At 34.8% G+C, this 24,704-nt stretch carries 20 protein-coding genes; 17 read left to right on the forward strand and 3 right to left on the reverse strand.

Going from position 1 to position 24,704, the window contains the following annotated elements:
- Positions 1-161: 161 nt before the first annotated feature.
- The 11 genes from J2Y60_RS08965 to J2Y60_RS09015 all read left to right on the forward strand — a co-directional run bounded on the left by J2Y60_RS08965 (position 162) and on the right by J2Y60_RS09015 (position 14,558).
- Positions 162-1,340, forward strand: a complete 1,179-nt coding sequence (locus J2Y60_RS08965; RefSeq protein WP_309920550.1) for a DUF1343 domain-containing protein — start codon at positions 162-164, stop codon at positions 1,338-1,340.
- A gap of 48 nt (positions 1,341-1,388) precedes the next feature.
- Positions 1,389-2,417, forward strand: a complete 1,029-nt coding sequence (locus J2Y60_RS08970) for a hypothetical protein (protein WP_309920547.1) — start codon at positions 1,389-1,391, stop codon at positions 2,415-2,417.
- 61 nt (positions 2,418-2,478) lie between these two features.
- Positions 2,479-3,954, forward strand: a complete 1,476-nt coding sequence (locus J2Y60_RS08975; protein ID WP_309920544.1) for an MBOAT family O-acyltransferase — start codon at positions 2,479-2,481, stop codon at positions 3,952-3,954.
- A gap of 144 nt (positions 3,955-4,098) precedes the next feature.
- Complete coding sequence (gene guaA / locus J2Y60_RS08980; RefSeq protein WP_309920541.1) at positions 4,099-5,625, forward strand: glutamine-hydrolyzing GMP synthase; 1,527 nt, start codon at positions 4,099-4,101, stop codon at positions 5,623-5,625.
- Between the two features lie 141 nt (positions 5,626-5,766).
- Positions 5,767-6,336 carry a hypothetical protein gene (locus J2Y60_RS08985; RefSeq protein WP_309920536.1) on the forward strand — a complete coding sequence of 190 codons (570 nt, stop codon included), beginning with the start codon at positions 5,767-5,769 and terminating at the stop codon, positions 6,334-6,336.
- Positions 6,337-6,457: 121 nt separating this feature from the next.
- Positions 6,458-8,332, forward strand: coding sequence for a peptidase M61 (locus tag J2Y60_RS08990; protein ID WP_309920534.1), 1,875 nt, complete (start codon positions 6,458-6,460; stop codon positions 8,330-8,332).
- A gap of 186 nt (positions 8,333-8,518) precedes the next feature.
- The gene (locus J2Y60_RS08995; protein ID WP_309994602.1) at positions 8,519-10,147 is read left to right on the forward strand and encodes a S8 family serine peptidase; all 1,629 of its coding nucleotides are present in this window, start codon (positions 8,519-8,521) and stop codon (positions 10,145-10,147) included.
- Positions 10,148-10,324: 177 nt separating this feature from the next.
- Complete coding sequence (locus J2Y60_RS09000; protein WP_309920527.1) at positions 10,325-11,695, forward strand: M1 family aminopeptidase; 1,371 nt, start codon at positions 10,325-10,327, stop codon at positions 11,693-11,695.
- A 155-nt stretch (positions 11,696-11,850) separates the two neighbouring features.
- Positions 11,851-12,108, forward strand: coding sequence for a hypothetical protein (locus tag J2Y60_RS09005; protein ID WP_309920524.1), 258 nt, complete (start codon positions 11,851-11,853; stop codon positions 12,106-12,108).
- A 501-nt stretch (positions 12,109-12,609) separates the two neighbouring features.
- Positions 12,610-13,008 (forward strand): VOC family protein, encoded by a 399-nt coding sequence (locus J2Y60_RS09010; RefSeq protein WP_309920522.1) that lies wholly within the window; start codon positions 12,610-12,612, stop codon positions 13,006-13,008.
- 458 nt (positions 13,009-13,466) lie between these two features.
- On the forward strand, positions 13,467-14,558 hold the full coding sequence (locus tag J2Y60_RS09015) for a two-component regulator propeller domain-containing protein (RefSeq protein WP_309920520.1): 1,092 nt from the start codon (positions 13,467-13,469) through the stop codon (positions 14,556-14,558).
- A 322-nt stretch (positions 14,559-14,880) separates the two neighbouring features.
- Here the strand turns inward: J2Y60_RS09015 and J2Y60_RS09020 are convergent, their stop codons facing one another.
- Both J2Y60_RS09020 and J2Y60_RS09025 read right to left on the reverse strand, forming a co-directional pair.
- Complete coding sequence (locus J2Y60_RS09020; RefSeq protein WP_309920517.1) at positions 14,881-15,072, reverse strand: hypothetical protein; 192 nt, start codon at positions 15,070-15,072, stop codon at positions 14,881-14,883.
- Positions 15,073-15,383: 311 nt separating this feature from the next.
- On the reverse strand, positions 15,384-15,971 hold the full coding sequence (locus tag J2Y60_RS09025) for a hypothetical protein (RefSeq protein ID WP_309920515.1): 588 nt from the start codon (positions 15,969-15,971) through the stop codon (positions 15,384-15,386).
- A gap of 279 nt (positions 15,972-16,250) precedes the next feature.
- On the opposite strand from J2Y60_RS09025, the gene J2Y60_RS09030 reads away from it, so the two are divergent.
- The 5 genes from J2Y60_RS09030 (at position 16,251) to J2Y60_RS09050 (ending at position 21,326) form a co-directional block, all read left to right on the forward strand.
- Positions 16,251-16,448 (forward strand): type II toxin-antitoxin system death-on-curing family toxin, encoded by a 198-nt coding sequence (locus J2Y60_RS09030; RefSeq protein ID WP_309959083.1) that lies wholly within the window; start codon positions 16,251-16,253, stop codon positions 16,446-16,448.
- A 170-nt stretch (positions 16,449-16,618) separates the two neighbouring features.
- Complete coding sequence (locus J2Y60_RS09035; RefSeq protein WP_309920513.1) at positions 16,619-16,762, forward strand: hypothetical protein; 144 nt, start codon at positions 16,619-16,621, stop codon at positions 16,760-16,762.
- A gap of 368 nt (positions 16,763-17,130) precedes the next feature.
- A complete protein-coding gene (locus tag J2Y60_RS09040; RefSeq protein ID WP_309920512.1) occupies positions 17,131-18,081 on the forward strand; it encodes a J domain-containing protein in 951 nt (316 codons plus the stop codon).
- Between the two features lie 84 nt (positions 18,082-18,165).
- Positions 18,166-20,457: a Piwi domain-containing protein gene (locus J2Y60_RS09045; protein ID WP_309920509.1), complete on the forward strand. Its 2,292-nt coding sequence runs from the start codon at positions 18,166-18,168 to the stop codon at positions 20,455-20,457.
- Positions 20,445-21,326 (forward strand): hypothetical protein, encoded by an 882-nt coding sequence (locus tag J2Y60_RS09050; protein ID WP_309920506.1) that lies wholly within the window; start codon positions 20,445-20,447, stop codon positions 21,324-21,326. Before J2Y60_RS09045 ends, J2Y60_RS09050 begins: the two co-directional genes overlap by 13 nt.
- A 381-nt stretch (positions 21,327-21,707) precedes the next feature.
- Here J2Y60_RS09050 and J2Y60_RS09055 read toward each other — a convergent pair whose 3' ends face one another.
- Positions 21,708-21,902 carry a hypothetical protein gene (locus J2Y60_RS09055; RefSeq protein ID WP_309920503.1) on the reverse strand — a complete coding sequence of 65 codons (195 nt, stop codon included), beginning with the start codon at positions 21,900-21,902 and terminating at the stop codon, positions 21,708-21,710.
- Positions 21,903-22,006: 104 nt separating this feature from the next.
- Here J2Y60_RS09055 and clpB point away from each other — a divergent pair, with 104 nt between their 5' ends.
- Positions 22,007-24,628 (forward strand): ATP-dependent chaperone ClpB, encoded by a 2,622-nt coding sequence (gene clpB, locus J2Y60_RS09060; protein WP_309920500.1) that lies wholly within the window; start codon positions 22,007-22,009, stop codon positions 24,626-24,628.
- Positions 24,629-24,704: the final 76 nt, after the last annotated feature.

A 24,704-nucleotide genomic window follows, 5' to 3' on the forward strand; every position in this document is an offset into this window, starting at 1 on the left:
CTCAACGTAGCGATGCTATGCTTCGTAAATTTTGAAAAAATCAATTCAAAAATACAATACTTTCTCCTCAGAAACGGAAAGTTTAAACAGCTTCATCTTTTAAAATGAAATAACGGGTGCAAAAAAACAAAACTCATTACTCAAAACTCATAACTTGCTTTATGCTTCATTCAACAAAAATCGTTTTTATCTTAACAGGCTTATTGCTTATTTCTTGTGTAAGCAGTAAAAAAAACACAATCGCTACCCTGCAAACAGGAGCAGAGCAGACACAAATATACCTGCCCCTTTTGAAAGGTAAAACGGTAGCTTTGGTGGTAAATCATACTTCAGTAATAGGCAAAACACATTTGGCTGATTCCTTAATTAGCTTGGGAGTAAAGATAAAAACAATTTTTGCCCCAGAACATGGCTTTAGAGGAACAGCTGATGCAGGCGAACATATTGCGAATGGCATTGATAAAAAGACGGGCTTACCGATAGTATCCTTGTACGGTGCCAATAAAAAACCTAGCCCTACACAATTAGAAGGCATAGATGTTGTGATTTTTGATATTCAGGATGTAGGAGCAAGGTTTTATACCTATACTTCTACGATGCATTATGTGATGGAAGCTTGTGCCGAAACAGGGAAAGCGGTCTTAGTGTTAGATAGACCAAACCCTAATGGACATTATGTAGATGGCCCTGTGTTAGATAAGAAATTTGCATCATTTGTAGGTTTAAACCCCATTCCGGTAGTGCATGGCTGTACAGTAGGCGAATTAGCCCAAATGATTAATCAAGAAGGGTGGTTGAAAGATGGAGTGAAGGCTAACTTAACTGTAGTAAAATGTTTGAATTATCAGCATTCAATGGTTTATGCACCTCCCATTGCCCCTTCCCCTAATTTACCTAATTTACAGTCAATCCTTTTATACCCTTCTATCTGTTTCTTTGAAGGAACAGACGTAAGCGTTGGTAGAGGAACCGACAAACAGTTTCAGGTGATAGGTTCGCCTAATCAAGCTAACAGAACATTTACTTTCACACCTGAAGATAAGCCAGGGGCTAAAAACCCGCCTCAAAAAGGTAAATTGTGTTATGGGTTAGATTTAAGCCAAATTGATGCTAGCAAACAAGGCTTTACCTTAAAATATGTATTAGACTTTTATCAGCAATCAGTCGATAAAAATAAGTTTTTTAGTAATAACGCTTTCTTTAATCTATTGGCAGGGTCAGATGTTTTAAAAAAGCAAATTATAGAAGGGAAAACAGAAGCAGAAATTCGAGCGTCTTGGAAAAAAGACCTAGACCAATATAAAGCCATCAGAAAGAAATACTTATTGTATGCAGAATAGTATTTTGAAGATTAACTCTAACGTAATAACATTATAAAATCACATATTTTGAAATTCTTAAAGTTTATACTAAAACTATTTTTGATTGGTTTTTTACCATTGTTAGCCATTGATAGTGCTAGAAAATTAGATTTAATTTTCGACCCACGCTCAAAAAATGCTTATATAGCTACAATTATCGATAAAACAAAAATGCTAGCAACTGTGCCAAGTCCGAGATTAGTTTTGATGAGTGGTTCAAGCATGGCATTTGGGATAAATAGCGATATGCTCGAGAATGAAATCGGTTTGCCAGTAGTGAATGCTGCTTTGCATTTTAATTTCGGAAGTAAGTATATGATGGAAGAATTGAAAACCTATTTGAAAAAAGGAGATGTGGTATTGATAACGTTAGAATATATGGTTAGGTCTGAAGGAAAATATGAAGAGCAATTGATTGCCGCAGATTTTTATCCTCCTTCCCAAAAATGGATACACTTTCCATCTATTACTGAAAAAATAAGCAGTTATACTACTCATCGATTGACTGATTGTAGATTGATGATTGGTGAAGCTCTAAACCATTCGAGAAGCAAACCGATAAGCATAGCTGATACAACTTCTATTTTCTATCGAAATTGTTTTTCACCCAAAGGAGATTTGCTTTGCCATTTGAATAATCCTCCCACTAAAATTGTCTATCCAACAATACCATCTGACCAAGATTTCAGCCAACAAATAAAGGATTTAAACGATTTTTATGCTTTTGCCCAACAGAAAGGAGCTAAAGTGTTTTTTACCTTTCCTTGTTTAGCACAAAAAAGTTTTGAAGAAAATGCTAACATTATTAAAAAAATCAGTGCGCAGATAAAGAGGCATCTCAAAATACCAATATTAGGTACACCCCAATATGCTTTGATGGACGATACTTTGTTTTATGATAATGCTTATCATCCAAATGATAAAGGAAGGGAAATATTTACAAAAAGAATACTGACATTATTTGAAAATAGTGATAAGTTTCAGAAAAGTATCCAATCAATCAGGACGAAAAAGCAAGAGCCTTTAGCGAGCAATATTAATAGTAAAAACAAATAAAATAAATCTTGTCTGTTTCAACGCTTCCATAAGTAATAGAACAAGACTGATTTTTATCACTATGTTATTTAATTCTATAGAATTTCTAATCTTTTTTCCCATCGTTACGATACTCTATTTTTTAATGCCTTATCGTTTTCGTTGGTTATTATTATTGGTAGCGAGTTGCTATTTCTATATGGCTTTCGTGCCGATTTATATGCTTATTTTGGGATTTACGATTGTAATAGACTACTATGCAGGTATTTATATAGAACAGTCGGAAGGAAAAAAAAGGAAATTGTTCTTGACGATGAGCCTTATTGCTAACATTGGCGTTCTGGCAATTTTCAAATACTATAATTTCTTGAACGAAAATATAGGCTTTCTATTAAAAGGTTTTGCCCTTGAAAACCCTATTCCTTACCTCAAAATTTTACTACCAATAGGGCTGTCTTTTCACACTTTTCAGGCGATGTCTTATACGATAGAAGTATATAGAGGTAATCAGAAAGCTGAACGACATTTTGGAATTTACTCGTTATACGTAATGTTCTATCCACAATTGGTAGCTGGTCCTATCGAAAGACCACAGAATGTATTGCATCAATTCTATGAAAAATTTGATTTTGATTATCAGCGCGTAACGGATGGCTTGAAACTAATGGCTTGGGGGATGTTTAAAAAAGTAGTCATCGCCGACCGTCTTGCAGTGATGGTAAATCAAGTGTATAACCACCCCTTTGAACAAAAAGGAATTCCTTTGATAGTCGCTACTACTTTATTTTCAATTCAAATTTTCTGTGATTTCTCTGGGTATTCTGATATTGCCTTAGGTTCGGCACAGGTAATGGGTTTTGATTTGATGAAAAATTTTGACCGCCCTTATTTTTCAAAAACTATTTCTGAATTTTGGCGTCGTTGGCATATTTCACTTTCCACTTGGTTCAGAGATTATCTGTATATTTCTTTAGGAGGAAACAGGGTGTCTAAATGGCGAAGAGAATACAATCTTTTTATCGTTTTTCTGGTTTCGGGTATTTGGCATGGTGCTAGTTGGAACTTTGTTATTTGGGGAGCTATGCACGGTTTTTACTTGATTTTTGCGAACCTTACCGTTGATTTTAGAAACAAGGTAATAGGTATAATAGGTTTGAAAAAATTGCCGTTCCTTTATAAAATTATCCAGATTCTTACCGTTTTCTGTTTGACTAGCTTCGCTTGGATTTTCTTTCGTGCAGTTGATTTCAAATCAGCATATCATATAGCTACGCATTTGTTTTCTGGTATTGGAGAACAACTTTCGCAACTTACTAACAGAAGCTTTATTGATAAAAATATCTTCTTAGGACAAGGCTTTGCCAATTTTGTCATGGTTGTTTTCTCTTTGTTAGTCATGGAAACGGTACATTTTTATCAAAGAGGGCAGCGTTTAAGAACAGTTATTAGCCAAAAACCAATATTGTTTCGTTGGGCACTTTATTACGGAATAGTATTAGCGATACTCTTTTTAGGAATGTTCGACGCACCAGCACAGTTTATTTATTTTCAGTTTTAAAAAACACTGAAGAGATATTTTATAAAAAAGTAAAATTTATTACTTCAAAACCGCAAATTTTCCCGAAATTTGCGGTTTATTTTTTAGCATAGTTTTCGGAAGGCTCAATTTTGCAATCCGAATTCAGCAATCCGAAATCGAAAAATGTCCGAAAAAATTCTTATCCTCGACTTTGGTTCACAAGTCACTCAATTAATTGCCCGCAGAGTTCGTGAACTTAATATTTATTGCGAAATCCATCCTTACAATAAAATACCATCAATTGGTGAAGATGTAAAAGGCATAATTTTGTCTGGTAGCCCATGTTCAGTACGTGATGAAGACTCGCCAAGAGTTGACATGAGTCTTTTCAGAGGTAAACTGCCTGTATTAGGTATTTGCTATGGCGCACAACTATTGGCACATACGGGTGGCGGAGAAGTATATAATGCTGGACATCGTGAATACGGAAGAGCTAAATTGCAAAAAGTAGCTGAAAATCCGTTATTGAATGATGTTTCTGAAAACAACCAAGTATGGATGTCGCACGGAGATACGATTATGTCGATTCCTGAAGATTTTGAAATCATTGGTTCAACAGAATCTGTAAAGATTGCTGCTTTTCATATCAAAGGAGAACAAACTTACGGGATACAGTTTCACCCAGAAGTGACACACTCATTAGAAGGCAAAACGATGTTAAAAAACTTCGTTGTTGGCGTTTGTGGATGTTCACAAGATTGGACGGCTGACTCATTTGTAGATACTACTGTGGCTGAATTGAAAGCCCAGTTAGGGGATGATAAAGTAGTTTTAGGACTTTCGGGTGGTGTAGATAGCTCAGTAGCAGCGGTATTAATTCATAAAGCAATTGGCAAAAACCTTTATTGTATTTTTGTTGATAATGGTTTATTGAGAAAGAATGAGTTTGAAGACGTACTTGAGTCATATAAAAACCTTGGCTTAAATGTAAAAGGAGTAGATGCTAAAGAACAGTTTTATACAGCATTAGCGGGCTTGACTGACCCAGAAGCAAAACGCAAGGCCATAGGTAAAGTATTTATTGATGTGTTTGACCAAGAGTCACATTTGATAGAAGACGTTAAGTGGTTGGGACAAGGTACCATCTATCCAGATATTATTGAATCTGTTTCGATTAAAGGTCCATCAGCTACGATTAAATCTCACCATAATGTAGGCGGTTTGCCAGATTATATGAAATTGAAAATCGTTGAGCCACTTAAAACACTTTTCAAAGATGAAGTACGTTTAGTAGGTAGAACACTAGAAATTCCTCAGTTTATACTAGGCCGTCACCCATTCCCAGGACCAGGTTTAGGAATTAGAATTTTAGGAGATATTACTGCTGAAAAAGTACAGATTTTACAAGAAGTAGATGCCATCTTTATTAATGGCTTAAAAAATAAAGGTTTATACGATAACGTTTGGCAAGCAGGAGCGATGCTTTTACCGATACAGTCAGTAGGGGTAATGGGCGACGAACGTACCTATGAAAGAGTAGTAGCATTAAGAGCGGTTTCGTCTGTAGACGGAATGACGGCCGATTGGTGTCATTTACCTTATGAGTTTTTAGCAGAAATTTCAAACGAAATTATTAATAAAGTAAAAGGAGTGAACAGAGTTGTTTATGATATTTCTTCGAAACCACCAGCAACGATTGAGTGGGAATAAGCATACAAAACAAGTATAAATAGAAAGCTCGATTAGTACTCGGGCTTTCTATCTTTAATTTAGTACCGTTTAATAAGTTTTGAGTTTTATTATTTGACATATTTCTTAAATTTAGGTCTTGAACGCTAAAAAATTATCCTAATGAAAAAAATCACCTTATTCATCATCATACTAGCTACTATTGTTTCTTTTACTGCCTGCGAACAAAAATTTGGTTCAGACGTTACTCCTCAAGCACCCGTGAGCATTGTAGGTAAATGGTCAATTTCAGGTTTTGGAACCATTACAAATATTAAAACTTATGAGGCAACACTGCAAGAAATTAAAAGTACTCCCAAAATTGATACTACAATGGTTAGTGCACTTGCAACTGGTGTTTCATTTGATTTTAAGCAAGATGGTACTTATGCTGCTGGTAAAACTGTAGGTACTTGGAAAACAAAAGATAGTAACAAAACAATCGACTTAATTACTAAAGATAATACTGGAAAAGAATCAGTTCAGACGTTTTCAGTGTTGGAATTAACTGCAAATAGTTTAAAATTAGGTTCAAAAAAATTTACTAAAAATGCTAGTGGTAACATTGAAGCTGGAGACTTTAGTGATTTGCCTTTTATGTTATTGGGCTCTTTGGCTATTGGAGTAAAAGGTTCTCAAAAAGAATTTGATGATGCTACTTTTCTTCAAGGTACATTGATTTTTAAACGATAATTTCAAAAAAGAAAGGATTTTACCATTTCTCCTTTTTGATAAATATACTTTCTTGCTAAGAAATCGTTATATTTCTCTAAGAAATGCAGTTATACTATTTTAACAACTCTAATAAAGCCCAATGAAGATTAAATTCCTGATGTTTTTGGCATTAACAATATGCCTTCCAACTTTCGCACAGAAAGTTACTCAAAATGCCAATTACCAGTTTTTTATTGATTTAACAAAAGTTCAAAACGATAAATTAGAAGTAACACTGACTACTCCTAAAATACTGAAAGATGAAATAGTGTATAATTTCCCTAAAATTGTTCCTGGCACTTATGCCAACTATGATTTCGGACGTTATATCTCTGCATTAAAAGCTTTTGATGATAAAGGAAAAGAATTGACTGTCAATAAGATTGATGCTAACAGCTATACAATAAAAGGAGCAAAGAAACTTAGTAAAATCACGTATTTAGTAGATGATACTTGGGATTCACCAGAAATTAAGGGTGAATATGTTTTTGAACCTGCCGGTACTGATATTGAAGAAAACAAACTTTTTGCCATTAATACGCATGGCTTTTTTGGATACTTTGATGATTTAAAACGCAGTACTTACGAAGTGACCTTTACAAAACCTACTGGTTTTTATGGAGCATCTTCATTAACAGCCATTAAATCAGATGATACAAAGGATGTTTTCAGTGTTTCAAATTACAATGATTTGGTAGATGCACCTATCATGTATTGCAAACCTGATACAACTATTTTGAAAGTTGGAGGTGCAGATATTTTAATTTCGCTTTATTCGCCTAATAAAAAAGCTACTTCTGCTGAAATTGCTGAGAATGTAAAAACATTATTAGAAGCTCAGAAAGAATATTTAGGAGGTACTTTGCCTATTAAGAAATACGCTTTTGTCATTGTGCTTTCAGATAATTTAAAAAATGGAAGCTATGGCGCTTTAGAACACTCATACTCTTCTTTCTATTATTTGCCTGAATCATCGTCAGACGAATTGGCTCAAACGGTGAAAGATGTTTGTTCGCATGAGTTTTTCCATATCGTTACGCCACTTAGTATTCACTCAAAAGAAATAGGTGAGTTTGATTTTAATCATCCAAAAATGTCTAAACACCTTTGGATGTATGAAGGAGTTACAGAATATGCAGCGGGACACATGCAAGCAAAATATGGTTTGATTGAGTTGCCAATGTATATGAATATGCTTCGTTCTAAAATTGGCAATATGTATGACCATTACAAAGATGATATTCCTTTTACAGTAATGTCGGCTGATGTATTGGAAAAATACAAAGACCAATACCAAAACGTATATGAAAAAGGAGCGTTGATAGGGCTTTGTTTAGATATTAAGCTTCGTCAATTATCAGGAGGGAAATATGGAACACAGAATTTGATGAAAGACTTATCTAAATATTATGGAAAAGATAAATCATTCAACGATGATGAGCTTTTCGATAAGATTACTGAAATAACTAAATTCCCAGAGATTCGTCAGTTTTTTGCTAATTATGTGGAAGGCAAACAACCTTTGCCTTTAATAGAAACCTTGAATAGTGTAGGTATCAACTTCCAAAAAACTAACAAGAAACTAGAAAAAACATTAGGCTTTTCGGTCTATAATTTAGGAATCAATCCTGAAACAAAAGGCATCTTTATCATTGATGATGAAGGCATTGATGCTTTCGGTGCAAAAATTGGGTTTAAAGCGGGTGATGAGCTAGTTTCCTTAAATGGAAAACCATTAGACCTGAATACGTTTAGAAATACGCGTTCTGATTTTATCAACAACACTAAAGAAGGTGATAACGTTGAATTTGTTGTTCTTAGAAAAGATGGAGATAAGAAAGTAGAAACCAGACTTTCATCTAAAATCTTTATTCCAGAAGTAATTGAGAAAAATCTTCTTTCTCCAGCAGAGAATCCGACAGAAGCACAGATTGCTCTTCGCAAAGCTTGGTTAGTACCATCAGACGAAAAATAAATCACAAATAAAATTTAAAAGCCAGTCAGGAATTATTCTTGACTGGCTTTTAAATAATGTTATCATGCAACTGAAAAACACCTAAATTTGTCTAATTATTAGCTAACTATATCTGGCTAATAAGATTGAATAAGAACAAGTTTTATCATTAAGATTATGGGAAAGATGAATACTAATCACATTACTTTGAAACTTATAATATTGAGTGTGTTCTTCGCTTTGAGTTTCCTCGTTCATCAATCCGTAAATGCTCAAACTTTATCAGCAAAGTATCTTTTGGTATTTAAAGATAAAAGCAATTCACCTTATTCAGTTTCTCAGCCTTTAGCCTACCTGTCCCAACGTTCAGTCAATCGTCGTCAGAAACAAAATATCGCTTTGACAACGAAAGACTTGCCCGTAAATCCATCTTATATAGAAGAAGTGAAAAAAAAAGGAGCAAAAGTAATCTATACTTCTCGTTGGATGAATGCTGCCCTGATTGAATGTACCCCAACAGTTTTGACAAGTGTTTTACAATTATCATTTGTAAAAGGGCTAGAAATTAATACTTCAATTGATAATCCAAGTACTAGAACAGCCAGAAAAACAGCTAAGTTTGAAAGTTTAGGTACCGAAGCATTGAGCTATGGTTTATCTAAAACCCAGATAGAAATGATTGGTGCAGACAAAATGCATGAACAAGGGTTTCATGGCGAAGGAATGATGATAGGCGTATTGGATGCAGGGTTCAATAATGCTAATAATATTGCCGCATTAAAACCACTTTTTGATGAAAATAGAATTGTGGGTACTTACGACTTTGTGAAAAATGAAAAGAGTGTTTATGAAGACGACGCACATGGAACGGCTGTTTTATCCTGTATGGGAGCTTATCTAGACGGACAGGTAATAGGAACTGCTTATAAATCTTCTTTCTTATTATTACGTTCAGAAGATGCAGCCTCGGAATACCTTATAGAAGAAGCCAATTGGCTATTTGCCGCTGAATACGCTGATAGCGTAGGGGTAGATTTAATCAATTCATCTTTAGGTTATTCGGAATTTGATGATGCTAGCACCAGTCATAAATACACAGATATGAATGGCAAGACCACCATAGCTGCTAGGGCTGCCAGTTGGGCAGCTTCCGTAGGAATTGTTTGTGTAATTAGTGCAGGCAATGAAGGAAATGCTGCATGGCGTTATATTGCTACCCCTGCTGATGCTGATTCTGTTATCACTGTTGGAGCAGTTGATGCGCTAAAATCGTATGTAAGTTTTAGTTCTATTGGTCCTTCGGCTGATGGTAGAGTAAAACCTGATTTAGCCGTAATGGGTAGGAGTGCAGCCGTGGTTACGCCTAATGGTAATGTATCAACCAGTGATGGTACTTCTTTTTCATCTCCTATTTTGTGCGGTATGGTAGCAGGTTTTTGGCAAGGCAACCCCACGCTAACAGCCATGACAGTGATTGATAGAATGCGGAAATCGGGTAGTCAGTATCAAAACCCAGATACACGATTAGGCTATGGAATTCCTGATTTTACCAGAGCCAATACCCCAACCGTATTATCAACTGAAAACGAAAATAATCAACTATTTGAGGTATATCCGAATCCAACAACTTCAGAAATTACTATTCAGCTTAACGAGGCAAAGGTCAATAATTACTTTACCAGTTTAATGGACATTTCGGGCAAAACACTACTTTATCAGCCTATCAATAGCCTATCTTTCAAATTATCATTGACAAACTTAAACGCAGGAACTTACTTTCTACGGGTTGGAAATGAGCATAAAAGTGCGATGGTGAAGGTTTTGAAAATAGAGTAAGATTAGGTCTTGGAGACCCCGAAAAATACAAAAACATCATCTCTAACGAGGGAATTAATTCCATCGTTAGAGATGATGTTTTTGTTGAAATTACCTGCAATAAGACGAGTATTTGATGATTTTTGTATTTAACTCATTATCTTAGGTTCTTAAATCTTCAACACAAACACATCATTGATGAAAAACTTTTTAGCCTGTATTTTATTAGGTTTGATAACCAACATACAAACAACAGCCTATGCCAGTATCGATTTGGATTATCATTTTGACATAAAGCCAAAAGTGATGCACGTAACGTTGAATTATCGCCCTGTTCTTCGAGATAGCACTGTTTTTCAATACGGAAACGAATATTATGGCGGTATGAAAGACTTGCTAAAAGGCTTAATCAATATTCAGGCTTCTGTAACATTCAAGGTTGATTCAGCAAAAAGTCAGCTTACTTTTTATCATCCCCAAAATATCCCGATTCAGATACAATACGATATTATTGATACCCATACACCCCAACAAAAGGTTCGTGGTGAAATGTTTCGACCTATTATTACCGACAATTACTTCTTTTCGCTTTCACACTCACTCTTTTTGAATCCGCAAGTAGATGAAAAACTTCAGGCAAGTATGATGATGTCGGTAACCTTAGAGAAAAACCCGACTTTCCCAATGTACTTTAGCTTTGCCCCAACACTAACAGCAGGCAAAACAGTAACGATAAAATTCTCAGAAGGAATGAATGCCTTGGTAACGGGTGCATCTGACCTCCACATTGTTAAACGAAAATTGGCAGGCATCCAAAACTATGTAGTGCTACGCATAAATCAGAAGAATCCGTATAACCTCCAACGTTTTATGGACTATTTTGATAAATTTCTACCTGCCATGACCGACTTTTGGGGCAATCTCAACGGGACTTATTATTCATTAATTGCCTCGCCTTTTCTTGATATTAAATATCATAATATCTCAGGCACGGCCTTCAACTCAGGCTTTCATGTAAAATATTCTGGCGATACTATATTAGCGAATGAAGAAGTAGTCACCACGATTTCGCATGAAATCATGCACCGCTATATTGGTGCGGGCTATGTATCAATGGGAGAAAATAATCAATGGTTTGATGAAGGTTTTACCGATTACACCACTTGGTACTTGCTGGCAAAAGCAGGAATTTTCTCAGAACATAAATTAGCAAAAATGGTAAAAGATACCTACCAACAATTGTCCGCCAATCCCGTAAAAAATACAGCCAATGAAGACATCCTAAAGCATTTCTGGGAAAATCATAATTACGAAAAAATACCCTATCACCGAGGAGCATTGTTTGCTGCCTACCTCAACAAAAGGATTACCGAAGAAAGCAAGGGGACTAAAAGCTACCAAGATTTTCTAAGAAGTCTAAAAGCTTTAGCCGAACAAAAAAAGCAATTGCTAACGATAGAAGACTTTATCAAAGTAGCCTCCAACTATATACCAAAAGCCGAGATAGAAGCCTCTATTCAACAGTATATTATGAAGGGAGAAATGATAGAGGAGGAGAGGGTTTGGTGAAAACTCAATAAAATAGTAAGTTCTTTTGGGCAACTAAATATAATATAAGCTTGATTTTTGGAGATTAGGAATAAATCATTACTTTAGACAATCAGGAAATTAAATACAGAAAGAATAATAATGCTTTCGGATATTGTTGAGTAAAAGCTAATTTTATGAATGATACACTCAATGACTTTAAAGTAACTGACAGACAAACTTTCATTAAGTTTCTTGACTTGTTAAAAAAGGATTTTTTGGAAAATCCAGAAAGTTGGGAAAACAAAACGTTGCCTGACTTTATTGAGGCCTTGAGTGCTTATACAGAAGATATACAAGGTTATTACGACAATACTAATCAAAATATAAATGCTGACAAAGCAGACTGGAAGACATTTGCAGATATTTTTAAAGGGGCTAAAATATACGAATAAATTGACTATATTTTAAATGGTTTCTCCCCAGATCTAAATGTTTTGTCACTTAGACCCAAAAATAAATACAGTCTTTGGCAACTCTAAAATATGAAGAAAAATTCAACTGTTAAGCAATAGCATATTATGAAATCGCTACTTAAATTTATTATTATTGATATGGTAGTATTGTTTTTTCTTATGGTAGTCTGGTATTTTTCTTGTTTTTTGTTAGGATACGCAAGTAATAGTCAGAACTATCAGGATGAGATTTGGATACTTTATTGTGCAACTGTGTTGTTACATTTTATTTTATCGATAATAATTATAAGAAGATTCAAGGGCTTAAAGGTTTTTTATCTTTTGTTTAATTTACTATTATATATAATTGCAACAGCATATATCTATAACTACACTTAATAGATTTTAGGTGGTGTAAAGCCCTCTTCCAAAACAAGCGAAGAACTAAAAACAACATTGAAAATAACCTAAACATATATTTTGATTAAAAACCCCAAAACTATGACAACGAATGCTGGTAATACTTTTTTTGCCCCAGAGCTTTATATCAATAATGGGGTAATGGACATATCATTCTATAAAAATGCTTTTGGAGCAACAGAGAATCTATGTTTTAGAAACGAAGATGGTACTATCCATGTAGCAGAACTTTGTATAGATGGTGCTATTTTTCATGTTCATGAAATAACCTCTAAGCTTTTTTTCCCTCCTGATAAACACAATGGCTGTACTTGTTGCATAGGATTATTTGTACCAGATGTAGATGTCGTAATGAACCAAGCAATCATTGCGGGTGCCATCGAAATAAGTCCTGCCCAAGATTATGATTATGGCTACCGACAAGGAACAATAAAAGACCCGTTCGGGCATTACTGGCAAATACAAAAAAAGATAGCATAAGGCTGCTTCGTTCCACTAGTTCAAACCGCAGGCTTGAATTAGTAAAAGAGTTCCTATTTTGGATTAAAGTCTATTTTATCCACCCTTCTTCCTGCTTAAAGTCCTAGTTCTTGTTATCGGCTGGAAGCCTAACAATAGTCGTCACTAGTTAAAAAGCGAGCGACTGCGTTCGGGTGTTCCTAATGTCTAAAATCTTAAAGTCCTAAGTCCCCCAATCCTAAAGTCCTAAAATCCCCCAAAAACAATCATTTACACTTTTTTACACTCTTTTTACAGTTTTTTTGCCTGTACAGAGGGTATTAAAGATAGCTTTGTTGAGGCTGTCCGAAAAGTATTGTTGCTGTTGTTGGTATTTTTTTACTGGGTCGCATAGACCAACAACCTGTGCGACAGCAACGCGCCAATAGAGAAAATCTTGCTGGTGCAAAAAACTAGCAAAAATAATTTGACAAATGACGATGCTTAAACTTAAATATCCAATCTTCTCTTTACTGTTAGTGTACATATTTTTTACTTCTTGTATCGGACAGACAAAAAGTAAACGAACCAATGAAACGGTTGTTGAACAACAATCATTTACCAGTAGAAATACAAAGCTTACCAAAACGCAAGGTACAACTGTACATCAAAACGTACATTGTAGTCTGCAAGACAAAGACGGGAATCTTTGGTTTGGAACAACAGGCGAAGGTGTTTATCGATATGATGGAAAAGAATTTACGCAGTTTACCAAAAAAGATGGTTTAAGTAATAATAAAGTTTGGTCTATTCTGGAAGATAAAGCGGGTAATATTTGGTTTGGTACGGACGATGGGGTTAGTAGATACGATGGAAAAACAATGTCAAAAATTCCGTTTATGCTGACCAGTCTGATAGGTTTTGGTGTAGCAACACCACAATTAGGTGAAAATGCAGTTTGGAGTATGATGCAGGATAAAAAGGGGATAATTTGGTTTGGTACTTCGCTAGATTTGTATTGCTATAACGGAAAAACATTTAGTCGTTTTTTAGATAATAATGGTATTGCAAACAATCAACAACTTAAACTCCAATGGATACAGTGCCTTTTAGAAGATAGTAATGGAACAATTTGGATGGGTTCTGGACCAATTACACAAGAAGGCGTTATCCGTTATGACGGAAAATCTATAAAGAGTGCTAAACCTAATAGAGATGGATGGATTAGGTATATGCTAGAAGATAAAAACGGACATATTTGGTTTAGTGGAAGGCAAAACGGCGTATTCCGTTACGATGGTAAAACATTTACAATGTTTACTGAAAAAATAAATATAGGTTCAGCTATTTTTAAAGACAAAATTGGAAACATTTGGTTTGATGGTGGTGAAAAACAGAGCACCATAGAAAGTATAGGTGGATTATGGCGTTATGATGGAAAGACTTTTGAAAATTTTACTACCAAAGACGGAATGGGTAAATATTCAGTTTGGAGTATGCTTGAAGATAGAAAAGGAAACATTTGGATTGGAACACGAAACTGTGGACTGTATCGTTACAATGGACAAACATTTGCAACTTTTTCTGAATAGACAACCACTAATGATACCTTCGCTAGTTCATTGTTAAGCAAACCGTCACTTGGAGTAGGATAAATTCATTTCAGTTTCAAACTGAAATGAATAATAAATCCAAGCTACAGGCTTGACCTAGTAAAAATCGTTGATTCCCTCGTTGGTCTAAGTGTGCGGGGTCTTAACGTCTATAATCTAAAGTCCCACACATAATCCTAAAGTCTTACTTCAAGTTATCGGCTTGAAACCTAACAATGGTCGTCACTCGTTAAAAAACGAGCGACTGTTGGCGTCTCAAAGTCTAACGTCTAAAGTCCACAAATCCTAAAGTCCCGAAATCTTATGATTGGTCATTTGTTGAACGTATCAAGCTGATTCCTGAAGAAAAGAAAATAAAGCCAATAATTCCATAAGTAATAAGGGCCTTCGTATTGTGTCCACCTGATTTATTGACAAATAACGTGGCAGCATAAATAAGTCCAATAATACCTAATAGGGTGAGCAAAGCTCCAAAAATTCGTTTGATGTTCATAAAATTATGTTGTTATATTGATAAAAATTATCTTGTAATATGTTTATTGGGTATTAAATAACATGATGCAATAAAGAATTTTATGTATCATCAAAGGTAAAATACTACTTTACCTAATGTGTTAAATAATTGTGCCAATGACTTATACTGTTTAAGCTGTTCGATCTATTTCGAAAGGCAAATCGAACTATATATAACAACAAAATTTTCTGAAAGTACAAATGTTTAGATTAAAACCCTATTTATCAAGGCTTTCACTTGTCTTTCAATACAAGTGGAAAAGAAAATGGTATGTTTCTTCTTTGTCAATCTTATTGTATAGCCAGTAACTTAAACCTGTACTTCCCCGATATGGTAGCAGTAGTTGTTCCTGGTAGCTGTTGACCCTTACAGCTATATTCACCTTCTACCCAATATATTCGTCTGCCACTTTCAACATCACCTTTAGTGATAGATTTTATAGTATGCTTATGAGTGGCTTCAGACGGGGCCAAGCTATAGAAATAATCGTTACTACCAGTTGTTTGAGGCACTTTTAAACTTAAGTGCATGGGAATAGCTGATGATACTGGCATAAAGCTAGAATATGCCAATAAAGGATGACTACCAGTTTTTACTGTATCTAAGGCTGTTGCTGCACCATAAAAAGCAAAAGTGAATGTTGAGTTTGTAGAAGAAGAAGTAGCAACAACGAGTGTAACTGTGTTACCCCCACTTGCAGCTAAGAACTTAATAGCACTACAGTCAACATGCACAGCGGAGTTATTGTTAATCTTATATTCAAAATACGGTTCCTCTGGTGTGGTTGGAGTAACCGGGTTAGAAGGGTCATCTTTTTTAGTACAACTAACGAAACCCAGCACAAATAGTGCTAATAGTAAAGCAGAGAGGTTTTTCATAATAGAGCAAAATAGATAAAGTTGATACACAATATTACAAAAAAATCCCTATAACCCATAAGAATAAGAGGCTTTCCACATCATGTTTTTTAAAGTATTTTGCCCTTTTGTGTGCATTGCTAAAATAAGTAAAGTGTTGATTTCAAGGCTTTAAGGTTGTTCCGTCTGTTGTCGGTTGTTTTTCGTCACAAATCGAATAGAGTGAATAAAAGAACTAAGTATCGGCTTGAAGCCTTATAATAGTCGTCACTCGTTTGAAACGAGCGACTGCGGGAAAGCATTGTTAAAAATCATCCTTTCGTTGATGGAAATAAGCGAACAGGGTATGTATTAATGCGTTTAATTTTAATGCAGTTTGGAAAAGATATAAAAGCTACCCAAGACGACAAATACGATTTCGTGATTAGTGTAGCACAGGGACAAATTAATTATGAGGAAATTGTTGCTTGGATAATCAAACAACAAGTGGATAAATAATATCGCTGTTCTGTTTGTTCCTAAGGGCAAACAAACCACTACCAGCATTAAATTATTCTGCCTCCTTCATCCCTAACAGGGAATTAATTCCCTCCTTAGGGATGAGTCTTTGTTGAATTCTCGGCTTGAAGCCTAGTAATAGTATTCACTCTTTATAAAGACTGCTGGAGATGAATGCTTCTGATAAGGCTTATAGATTACTCAAGGAAGTCTCTAAAGAAGATGGTTCGATGAAAGATTTGGTAAACAGAATTGCACAACGATACAAACGTAAGCCCCCTAAAAAAGGGGGCAAAGGGGATGCTCCTGTATAAATTTTAAGCAAAAGCGTAGCCTTTCGTTTGATGGGCTACGCTTTTTTTTGATGAGTATTAAAATGATACTAACGAGCATTAAAACGATGCTTGTTAGTATCCAAATGATATTCATGAGTATCAAAAACGATACTTGTGAGTATTGAAATGATACTCGTTTGGATTAAAATGATGCTTGATGGTATTCAATTGATATTCGTGAGTATTCAAACGATAGTCGTGAAGCGATTGTTCACTCAACTTTGACAATACTCTTTATTAGAATAAAAAACGTGAAAATGCGTATATTTAGGAGTTTTCTACGCAATGTGTAGAAAAAAGTTAAATACATGTATTAATACAATCAATTGACGTTATTATAAGACAACATGGCACGTAGAAAACTATTTATTCCTGAGGAAGTTAAGGAAGATATTAGAAAACACCTTTCTGAGAGATACCCTATTGCCCTAGATGGATATAACTCTGCAAATGAAGAAGAGGATACATTAACTGGTGATTTAGGTGCTACTTTAAGAATTAAAAATCAAAAAGTATTTGTTGAGAAAGGTCAAAAAGAACTTCCTGGGTATTGGAAATGGAGTATTGACTACCATAAATTTAGAGGACGTGGACCTGGGGCAACTGAAAATAAGCTTGGTGCAGATGGAATTTTTGAATTAAAGTTAATAGTAGGCACACAAGTTGAAAAGAAATCTTTAATGTTTCAATCGAAAATTAATTTGACTAATAATGACCCTAAGTTGATAAATGAAACAATTAAACTAACTACTTGGCGAGAAGCATCATTTATTTTGAACTTCACATCAACAGAATTTGAAGCAATAGATTTAGACAGTATAATTGCTACGAGAGGTAGAAGAACTAACAATATGAATGTTATTCCTTTGGACAAATTCATAGGTCATAACTTTTTAGATTGTATTGTTGGAGATGTAGACCTAAAATATGATGCAATATCTCGTAAATTAACTTGGCGTACTACAAGCGGACAATTTGTAGCTACGAAATTTTCTATCCCACAAAGAATATCAATTAATATTACTGCACCTAACAATCCATTTGACCACGACTTAAGATTTGAAAAAGAGATACTGCATGACGAGATTCATAATTACAGAATGGATGCATCGGAAGAGGAAATACTATCTTTAAACGACAATTATACAGAAAATGAAATTAAAGAAGCAAGAACTTCAAAAGCTTTAATTTATCATTCAGACAGATTTTCATTAGGTGACAGCTTTTTAGACTCAATCATGAATCGAAGAATGCAAGAAATTAATTCTGCCTATGAATCATTAAAACGAAAAAAATAACAGAGCCAAATATTGTATTCTGCTTTTGTTGTAGAGCCTATGAATAATTGGGTAAAACGCTTAATATATTAAAACTAAAAAAGTATGCAACTAAACTACTTCCCTATAAATATAGAGTTTGATAAATTTCAAATTCTTTCTGAACCATTCAGCCTTGAACGCCTTGCTGAATTACGAAATTTGTATAACGCAACACACTCATTTTTTAGAAATGGTGATACTATTTTTATTTCAAACAAAGATGCTGACGAAAATGTCACTATCGGAAAAATTGCAGAACAAAGCACTTATGGTAATTCAAACATCACGGCTTCGTTAATCAAACATTTATTTTTTCGCACTTTTAAAGACCGTTTCCCAAACCACACACCTGTTGATTTTTATCCTTTTCGCTTTTTCTCAGGTCAGCAAAAAGACGATATAATTTACGATACTTTGCCCGATACGTTAAAAAATCGTATTGCCTACAAAAAGTTAATTGAAGTTCAATTAAGACTAACCGAAATAAATGGCAAAAAACAATTTGGTTTTTTAATCAACATAAAACGCAACTGGATTTTTGATAAAACTTGTGCAGAGTTACATGAAGAGAATTACAACTTAATTGGTGTAGAAGTGTTGTTTGCAGAAACCTTACCAGGACTTAATAATATACTTGCACCCAATGAAGAATTTGTGGGCGAGATTAAAACAATTACAGGGACAAAAGCCAAAGTAAAAACCAACGAAGGCGAAAAAGAATATGATTTAAACGAATTGTTTATTCGCAAAACAAAATTCAATATTGGTAATTATCTAACCTTTGCAACCACACAACAAAAAAGCGATGAAGTATTGCATATAATCGAAAGCAAACGTTCAGATATTTACAATCCTAAAAAATTATACAACGAAATTTCTAATACAGCAAAAGCATTATTTACCAATAAGGGAACACCAATCTTGTTTCAAAACAAAGATGGTTTTTGTTTTACTGTGAATGTAACACCATTAACAGTTTCCAACACTATAGAATTAAAAACACCTACTTTCATTTTTGACCCTGCAGCTACCAAAACAATCAATACTTATCCCGACATGGGTTTGAATAATTATGGACCTTACGACAGCAGTATTTTTGATATAAAATCGCCCAATATACTTTGTATTTGCAATAAAGCAATCAGAGGAAATTTTACACGGTTTCTTTCTAATTTAAAAGACGGTTTACCACAATCAAAGTATTTTCAGAAAGGCTTGCAAAAAAAATACGACTTACACAATGTAATATTTGATGTAAAAGAAGTTCAAACCAATACATTAGGCGAATATCTAAACGTAATTCGTGAACATGACGGCAATAAACCACATTTAGCGATTATTGAAATTCCCGAAAGTTTTAAATTACAAAGCGTCCAAAACAATTTGTATTATCAAATAAAAGCAAAACTGCTGTCACTTGAAATACCTGTTCAATTCGTTACTACAAGAATTGTAAACAATCACAGTGAGTACATTTTAAATTCAATTGCTTTGCAGATTTACGCCAAATTAGGTGGTACACCTTGGGTTTTGCCAACTCAACGTTCGGTTGACAGAGAGTTTGTAATTGGTATTGGGCATAGCTGGCTTAGAAAAAATCAATACACAGGTGCTGAAAGCAATCGTGTTGTTGGGATTACAACATTTCTTTCGAGTGACGGACAATACTTACTTGGAGATAAGGTAAAAGATGTATCATTTGAAAATTACTTTGAAGAACTTTTAAAAAGTCTCAAACAATCTATTCAACGCCTATCTTCCGAACAAGGATGGAGTGATGGCGATACTGTGCGTTTGATTTTTCATATTTTCAAACCAATCAAAAATGTGGAGTTTGATGTAATCAGCCAGTTGATTAAAGATATTCCTCAATATAAAATCAAATTTGCCTTTGTTACTATTAGTAACGTGCATCCTACTATGTTGTTTGACATCAACCAACAAGGTGTAACGTCCTACGGAAGTGATATTCCAAAAGGCGAATACATTCCCAACAGAGCTAGCAATGTTTTTCTCGATGTGGAAACTTGCATTGTACAAATGTTAGGAGCAAACGAATTAAAAACATCAAAACACGGAATGAGTAAGCCTATTCAAATAAAAATTCGAACCCCACAAGGTAACTACCATAACAGCGATTTGAATGATATGTTGTTTTATGATTTAAATTACATTACCCAGCAAATTTTTTCGTTCACTTACTTATCATGGCGTAGTTTCTTACCGAGCGAAGAACCTGCAACAATGAAATATTCAAACCTTATTTCAAAATTGCTTGGAAAAATGCGGAATGTACAAGGATGGGACGCAGATAACTTAAATTATGGTTTAAAACGAAAAAAATGGTTTCTATAGAAAATAGAATTTCATATATGGAAAGAGTAAACGAAAGCCCAAAAATAAAGGCATTTCATGATTTTATATTAGGTAAGGACGTTAGCACTTTGTCTAATAACGTTAGTGATGTTGATGAACAATTTTTTAAAATTCTTTCTGCAATTCAAACAAACAACAAATCTGAGTTTGAAGAAATTTATATTAAAAAGAGTAAAAGTAATCCGAGTAAAGATTCACCTGCACCTTTTGTAAATGATGATTATTTAATATTCTGTTTCATTATTGCCATTACCAAATTTGATATTGATAAGACTTGGATAAAAAACATTCTTTCTATTAGAAATAGAAATATTACAACCATTACGCTAGAAAATATTTTGAATGAAAACTATTCCAGTACAAGTAACCAATCTGAAGTTGTTTTAATGTTTTTGCACATATGCAATCAGTCAAAAATCAACAACGATTTACTTAACATAGCATTCAAAAACATAACAGAAAATACCACACTGCTTGATAATCGAAACGATTTTCACATTTTGTGTGCATTTAGAGCATACGATTTAATCATTGTACAAAAAGAAGCAAGCGAAGGAAACGAAATAACTTCGCTAAAAACCTTTAATCAAAAATTCAAAAAACGCATCAAGATTTTATCTTGGATTTTACAAACAGGTGTTTTGCTAGGTTTGATTTACAGTTTATCTAAACTACCAATTTACTCACCTGAAACAATTAAGTTTATTGATGAATACGATTTCATATTTACGATTATTGGTGCTTCTGGTTTTACGTTTATTGGAAATCAAATTCCTTTTATTAAAAACAAATCACAAGAATTACTATTGAGATTATTTGGTTATCCAAAAGAATTAATCAAAACATAAAATTATTGAATTGTCTTTCCCCCGCTGGTCTAAGTGTTTTTTCACTTAGACTCACAAATAAATGCTTCTTAAACTGCACGCAACCCCGTCTTGGCGACCCTTTAAAATACCAAAGATGACAAAAAATTTAAACCAAAAGCGTAGCCTTTCGTAAGTTGGCTACGCTTTTTTTGATGAGTATTCAAATGATGCTCTTGAATATTAAAATGGTACTTGTGAGCATTAAAATGATACTCACGAGCATTCAAACGATACTCACAAGAATTAAAATGATACTTGTGAAAATTAAAACCTTACTTATTAGTATTAAAATGGTTCTCGTGAGTATTAAAACGATACTCGTGAGGCTTGAAATGGTACTCGTGAGTATTAAAACGATGCTTAAATAGGAGTCTGTTCATCAAACTGTGTCAGTTTAAATTTAAGTGTTTTTTTATTGATTCCATTCTCATCATTGGCTTGTTGCTGTCGCCCGTCTCGTTGGTAAAAAATACCAACGAAGGCTAAAAAGTCCTCCAGTCCTAAAGTCACAGACAAAGTCCGCAAAATCCCGCCATTTTGGCTTAAAAAAATCATTTATCCGTTAAAAAAACCGCCATTGTTTCCGAAAAAACAGGTTGGCTTGTATTTTGATAACAATGGTGTATCAACGATTGAACAATAGAAAAATCATTTATACAATGAATTTCAATAAATATACAACCAAGACTCAGGAGGTAATCCAACATGCCGCTTCGATTGCTTCTGCCAATGGACAACAAGCCATTGAAACGGGACATTTGTTAAAAGCCATCATTGACGAGGAGCCCAATACTTCAGAGTTTTTGATGAAAAAACTAAATGTTAATCAAGCAATTTTTTCATCGAAACTGGAAAATATAGTAAATGGCTATCCTAAAGTTTCTGGTGGAGGTCAGCCCTATTTAGCAAACGATGCTGCTGCGGCTTTTACCAAAGCAGAGAATTTATTGAAAGAGTTTTCAGATGAATTTGTATCCATAGAGTTATTAATATTGGGAATCCTGTTAGGGAAAGATTCTGTGGCAAGTTTGATGAAAGAGAGTGGATATAAGGAAAAAGAATTAAAAAGTGCCATAAAAGAACTAAGAGGAAACACAACCGTGAAAGACCAAAATGCAGAAGCAACCTATCGTTCATTAGAACGGTATGCTCGAAACCTAAATGAATTAGCCAAAGCTGGGAAAATTGACCCTGTGATTGGTAGAGATGAAGAAATACGCAGGGTATTACAAATATTATCACGACGCACCAAGAATAATCCTATGTTGGTAGGTGAGCCAGGGGTTGGTAAAACCGCAATTGTAGAAGGATTAGCACAAAGAATAGTAATGGGTGATGTACCCGAAAACCTGAAATCTAAGCAAATTTATACGTTAGATATGGGGTTATTGATTGCTGGAGCGAAATACAAAGGTGAGTTTGAAGAAAGACTAAAAGCAGTTATCAAAGAAGTAACAGATGCAGAGGGAGAAATCATCATGTTTATTGATGAGATTCATACCTTGATTGGTGCAGGTGGTGGCGGAGATTCGGCGATGGATGCAGCTAACTTATTGAAACCAGCCTTGGCACGTGGAGAATTGCATGCTATTGGTGCAACTACTTTGAAAGAGTACCAGAAATATATCGAGAAAGATAAAGCCTTGGAACGTCGTTTCCAGATGGTAGTAGTCGATGAACCAGATATTACTGATGCTGTTTCTATCCTAAGGGGGATTAAAGATAAATATGAACTACACCACGGTGTAAGGATTCAAGATGATGCTGTAATTGCAGCTGTTGAATTATCGAGCCGTTATATTTCAGATCGTTTTTTACCCGATAAAGCCATTGACTTGATGGACGAGGCTGCCGCAAAAATGCGGATGGAAATAGATTCTGTCCCTGAAGAGATAGATGCTTTGAAACGTAGAATCATGCAATTGGAGATTGAACGTGAGGCGATTAGACGTGAAAATAATAAAGAACGCGAAAATATTATCAGCCGAGAATTAGCAGAACTTACCGATAAGAAAAGTGGTTTGATGGCGAAATGGGAAGGTGAGAAGTCTGTTTTGGATGAAGTTCGTAAAGAAAAAGAAAATATTGATCGCTTGAAATTGGAAGCTGAACAAGCTGAGAGAGCTGGCGATTACGGTAAAGTAGCAGAGATACGTTATGGTAAATTAGTGGAGGCTGAAAATAGGCTGAAACAATTGCAAAACGGAAAAACTGCTGATAAAAATGGCGAAACGCCGATGTTGCAAGAAGAAGTAACCCCTGAGAACATTGCAGAAGTAGTAGCTAAATGGACGGGCGTACCTGTATCAAAAATGATGCGTGCTGAACAAGAAAAATTACTACATCTGGAAGTTGAATTAGGTAAAAGAGTAGCTGGACAAGAAGAGGCTATTGAGGCTATTTCCGATGCTGTTCGTCGTTCTCGTGCAGGAATGCAAGACCCTAAACGTCCGATTGGTTCGTTTATTTTCTTGGGAACTACTGGCGTAGGTAAAACTGAATTGGCAAAGGCCTTAGCAGATTACCTATTTAATGACGAGAATGCGATGGTGAGAATTGATATGTCGGAATACCAAGAACGCCATGCGGTAAGCCGTTTGGTGGGAGCACCTCCGGGATATGTTGGGTATGATGAAGGGGGACAATTGACTGAAGCTGTTCGTAGAAAACCATATTCTGTCATTCTTTTAGACGAAATTGAAAAAGCTCATCCAGATGTTTGGAACATTTTGTTGCAGGTGCTTGATGATGGTCGTTTAACGGATAACAAAGGTAGAATTGCTAATTTCAAGAATACTATTATCATCATGACGTCTAACATTGGTAGCCATATCATCCAAGAAAAAATGGGAGAAATGGAAGGTTGGAACAACCATATCGTAATGGAGAAAGCCAAAGAAGAGGTAATGGTTTTATTGAAACAAGTAGTAAGACCAGAATTCTTGAACCGTGTAGATGAAATTGTGATGTTTGAGCCATTGTCTAAAGATAACCTTAGCCAAATTGTTAGAATTCAGTTCAGACACATTCAAGAACGTTTACGAGAACAAGGCATCACTTTGGAAAGTACAGATGAAGCCCTTGTGAAACTTGCAGAAGAAGGTTATGAACCAACGATGGGTGCTAGACCACTAAAACGAGTAATGCAAAGAAGAATCTTGAACGAATTGTCTAAACAAATCTTAGGTAATTATATTAATAAAGATTCGGTAGTGATGATGGAAGTAGATGAAGATGGCTCTATTAAGTTTGAGAATGTAGGGAAATTGGAGGTAGAATAAGCCTTAATGCACCGAATAATAAATATAAGATAAATTATTGTAAGCCAGCCTTTTAAAGGGCTGGCTTTTTTATTAG

The sequence above is a fragment of the Arcicella sp. BE140 genome (genome assembly GCF_031456255.1).
GTDB classification, from domain to species: domain Bacteria; phylum Bacteroidota; class Bacteroidia; order Cytophagales; family Spirosomataceae; genus Arcicella; species Arcicella aquatica.

Bases quoted from the DNA above. Each gene is read 5' to 3' on its own strand.
- J2Y60_RS09020 (WP_309920517.1), bottom strand. From the start codon at position 15,072: ATGAACATCAAACGAATTTTTGGAGCTTTGCTCACCCTATTAGGTATT.
- J2Y60_RS09005 (WP_309920524.1), top strand. From the start codon at position 11,851: ATGAATGATACACTCAATGACTTTAAAGTAACTGACAGACAAACTTTC.
- guaA (WP_309920541.1), top strand. From the start codon at position 4,099: ATGTCCGAAAAAATTCTTATCCTCGACTTTGGTTCACAAGTCACTCAA.
- J2Y60_RS09025 (WP_309920515.1), bottom strand. From the start codon at position 15,971: ATGAAAAACCTCTCTGCTTTACTATTAGCACTATTTGTGCTGGGTTTC.
- J2Y60_RS09040 (WP_309920512.1), top strand. From the start codon at position 17,131: ATGGCACGTAGAAAACTATTTATTCCTGAGGAAGTTAAGGAAGATATT.
- J2Y60_RS09050 (WP_309920506.1), top strand. From the start codon at position 20,445: ATGGTTTCTATAGAAAATAGAATTTCATATATGGAAAGAGTAAACGAA.
- J2Y60_RS09035 (WP_309920513.1), top strand. From the start codon at position 16,619: ATGAATGCTTCTGATAAGGCTTATAGATTACTCAAGGAAGTCTCTAAA.
- J2Y60_RS09000 (WP_309920527.1), top strand. From the start codon at position 10,325: ATGAAAAACTTTTTAGCCTGTATTTTATTAGGTTTGATAACCAACATA.
- J2Y60_RS08985 (WP_309920536.1), top strand. From the start codon at position 5,767: ATGAAAAAAATCACCTTATTCATCATCATACTAGCTACTATTGTTTCT.
- J2Y60_RS09055 (WP_309920503.1), bottom strand. From the start codon at position 21,902: ATGATTTTTTTAAGCCAAAATGGCGGGATTTTGCGGACTTTGTCTGTG.
- J2Y60_RS08990 (WP_309920534.1), top strand. From the start codon at position 6,458: ATGAAGATTAAATTCCTGATGTTTTTGGCATTAACAATATGCCTTCCA.
- J2Y60_RS08965 (WP_309920550.1), top strand. From the start codon at position 162: ATGCTTCATTCAACAAAAATCGTTTTTATCTTAACAGGCTTATTGCTT.
- J2Y60_RS09010 (WP_309920522.1), top strand. From the start codon at position 12,610: ATGACAACGAATGCTGGTAATACTTTTTTTGCCCCAGAGCTTTATATC.
- J2Y60_RS09015 (WP_309920520.1), top strand. From the start codon at position 13,467: ATGCTTAAACTTAAATATCCAATCTTCTCTTTACTGTTAGTGTACATA.
- clpB (WP_309920500.1), top strand. From the start codon at position 22,007: ATGAATTTCAATAAATATACAACCAAGACTCAGGAGGTAATCCAACAT.
- J2Y60_RS09045 (WP_309920509.1), top strand. From the start codon at position 18,166: ATGCAACTAAACTACTTCCCTATAAATATAGAGTTTGATAAATTTCAA.
- J2Y60_RS08975 (WP_309920544.1), top strand. From the start codon at position 2,479: ATGTTATTTAATTCTATAGAATTTCTAATCTTTTTTCCCATCGTTACG.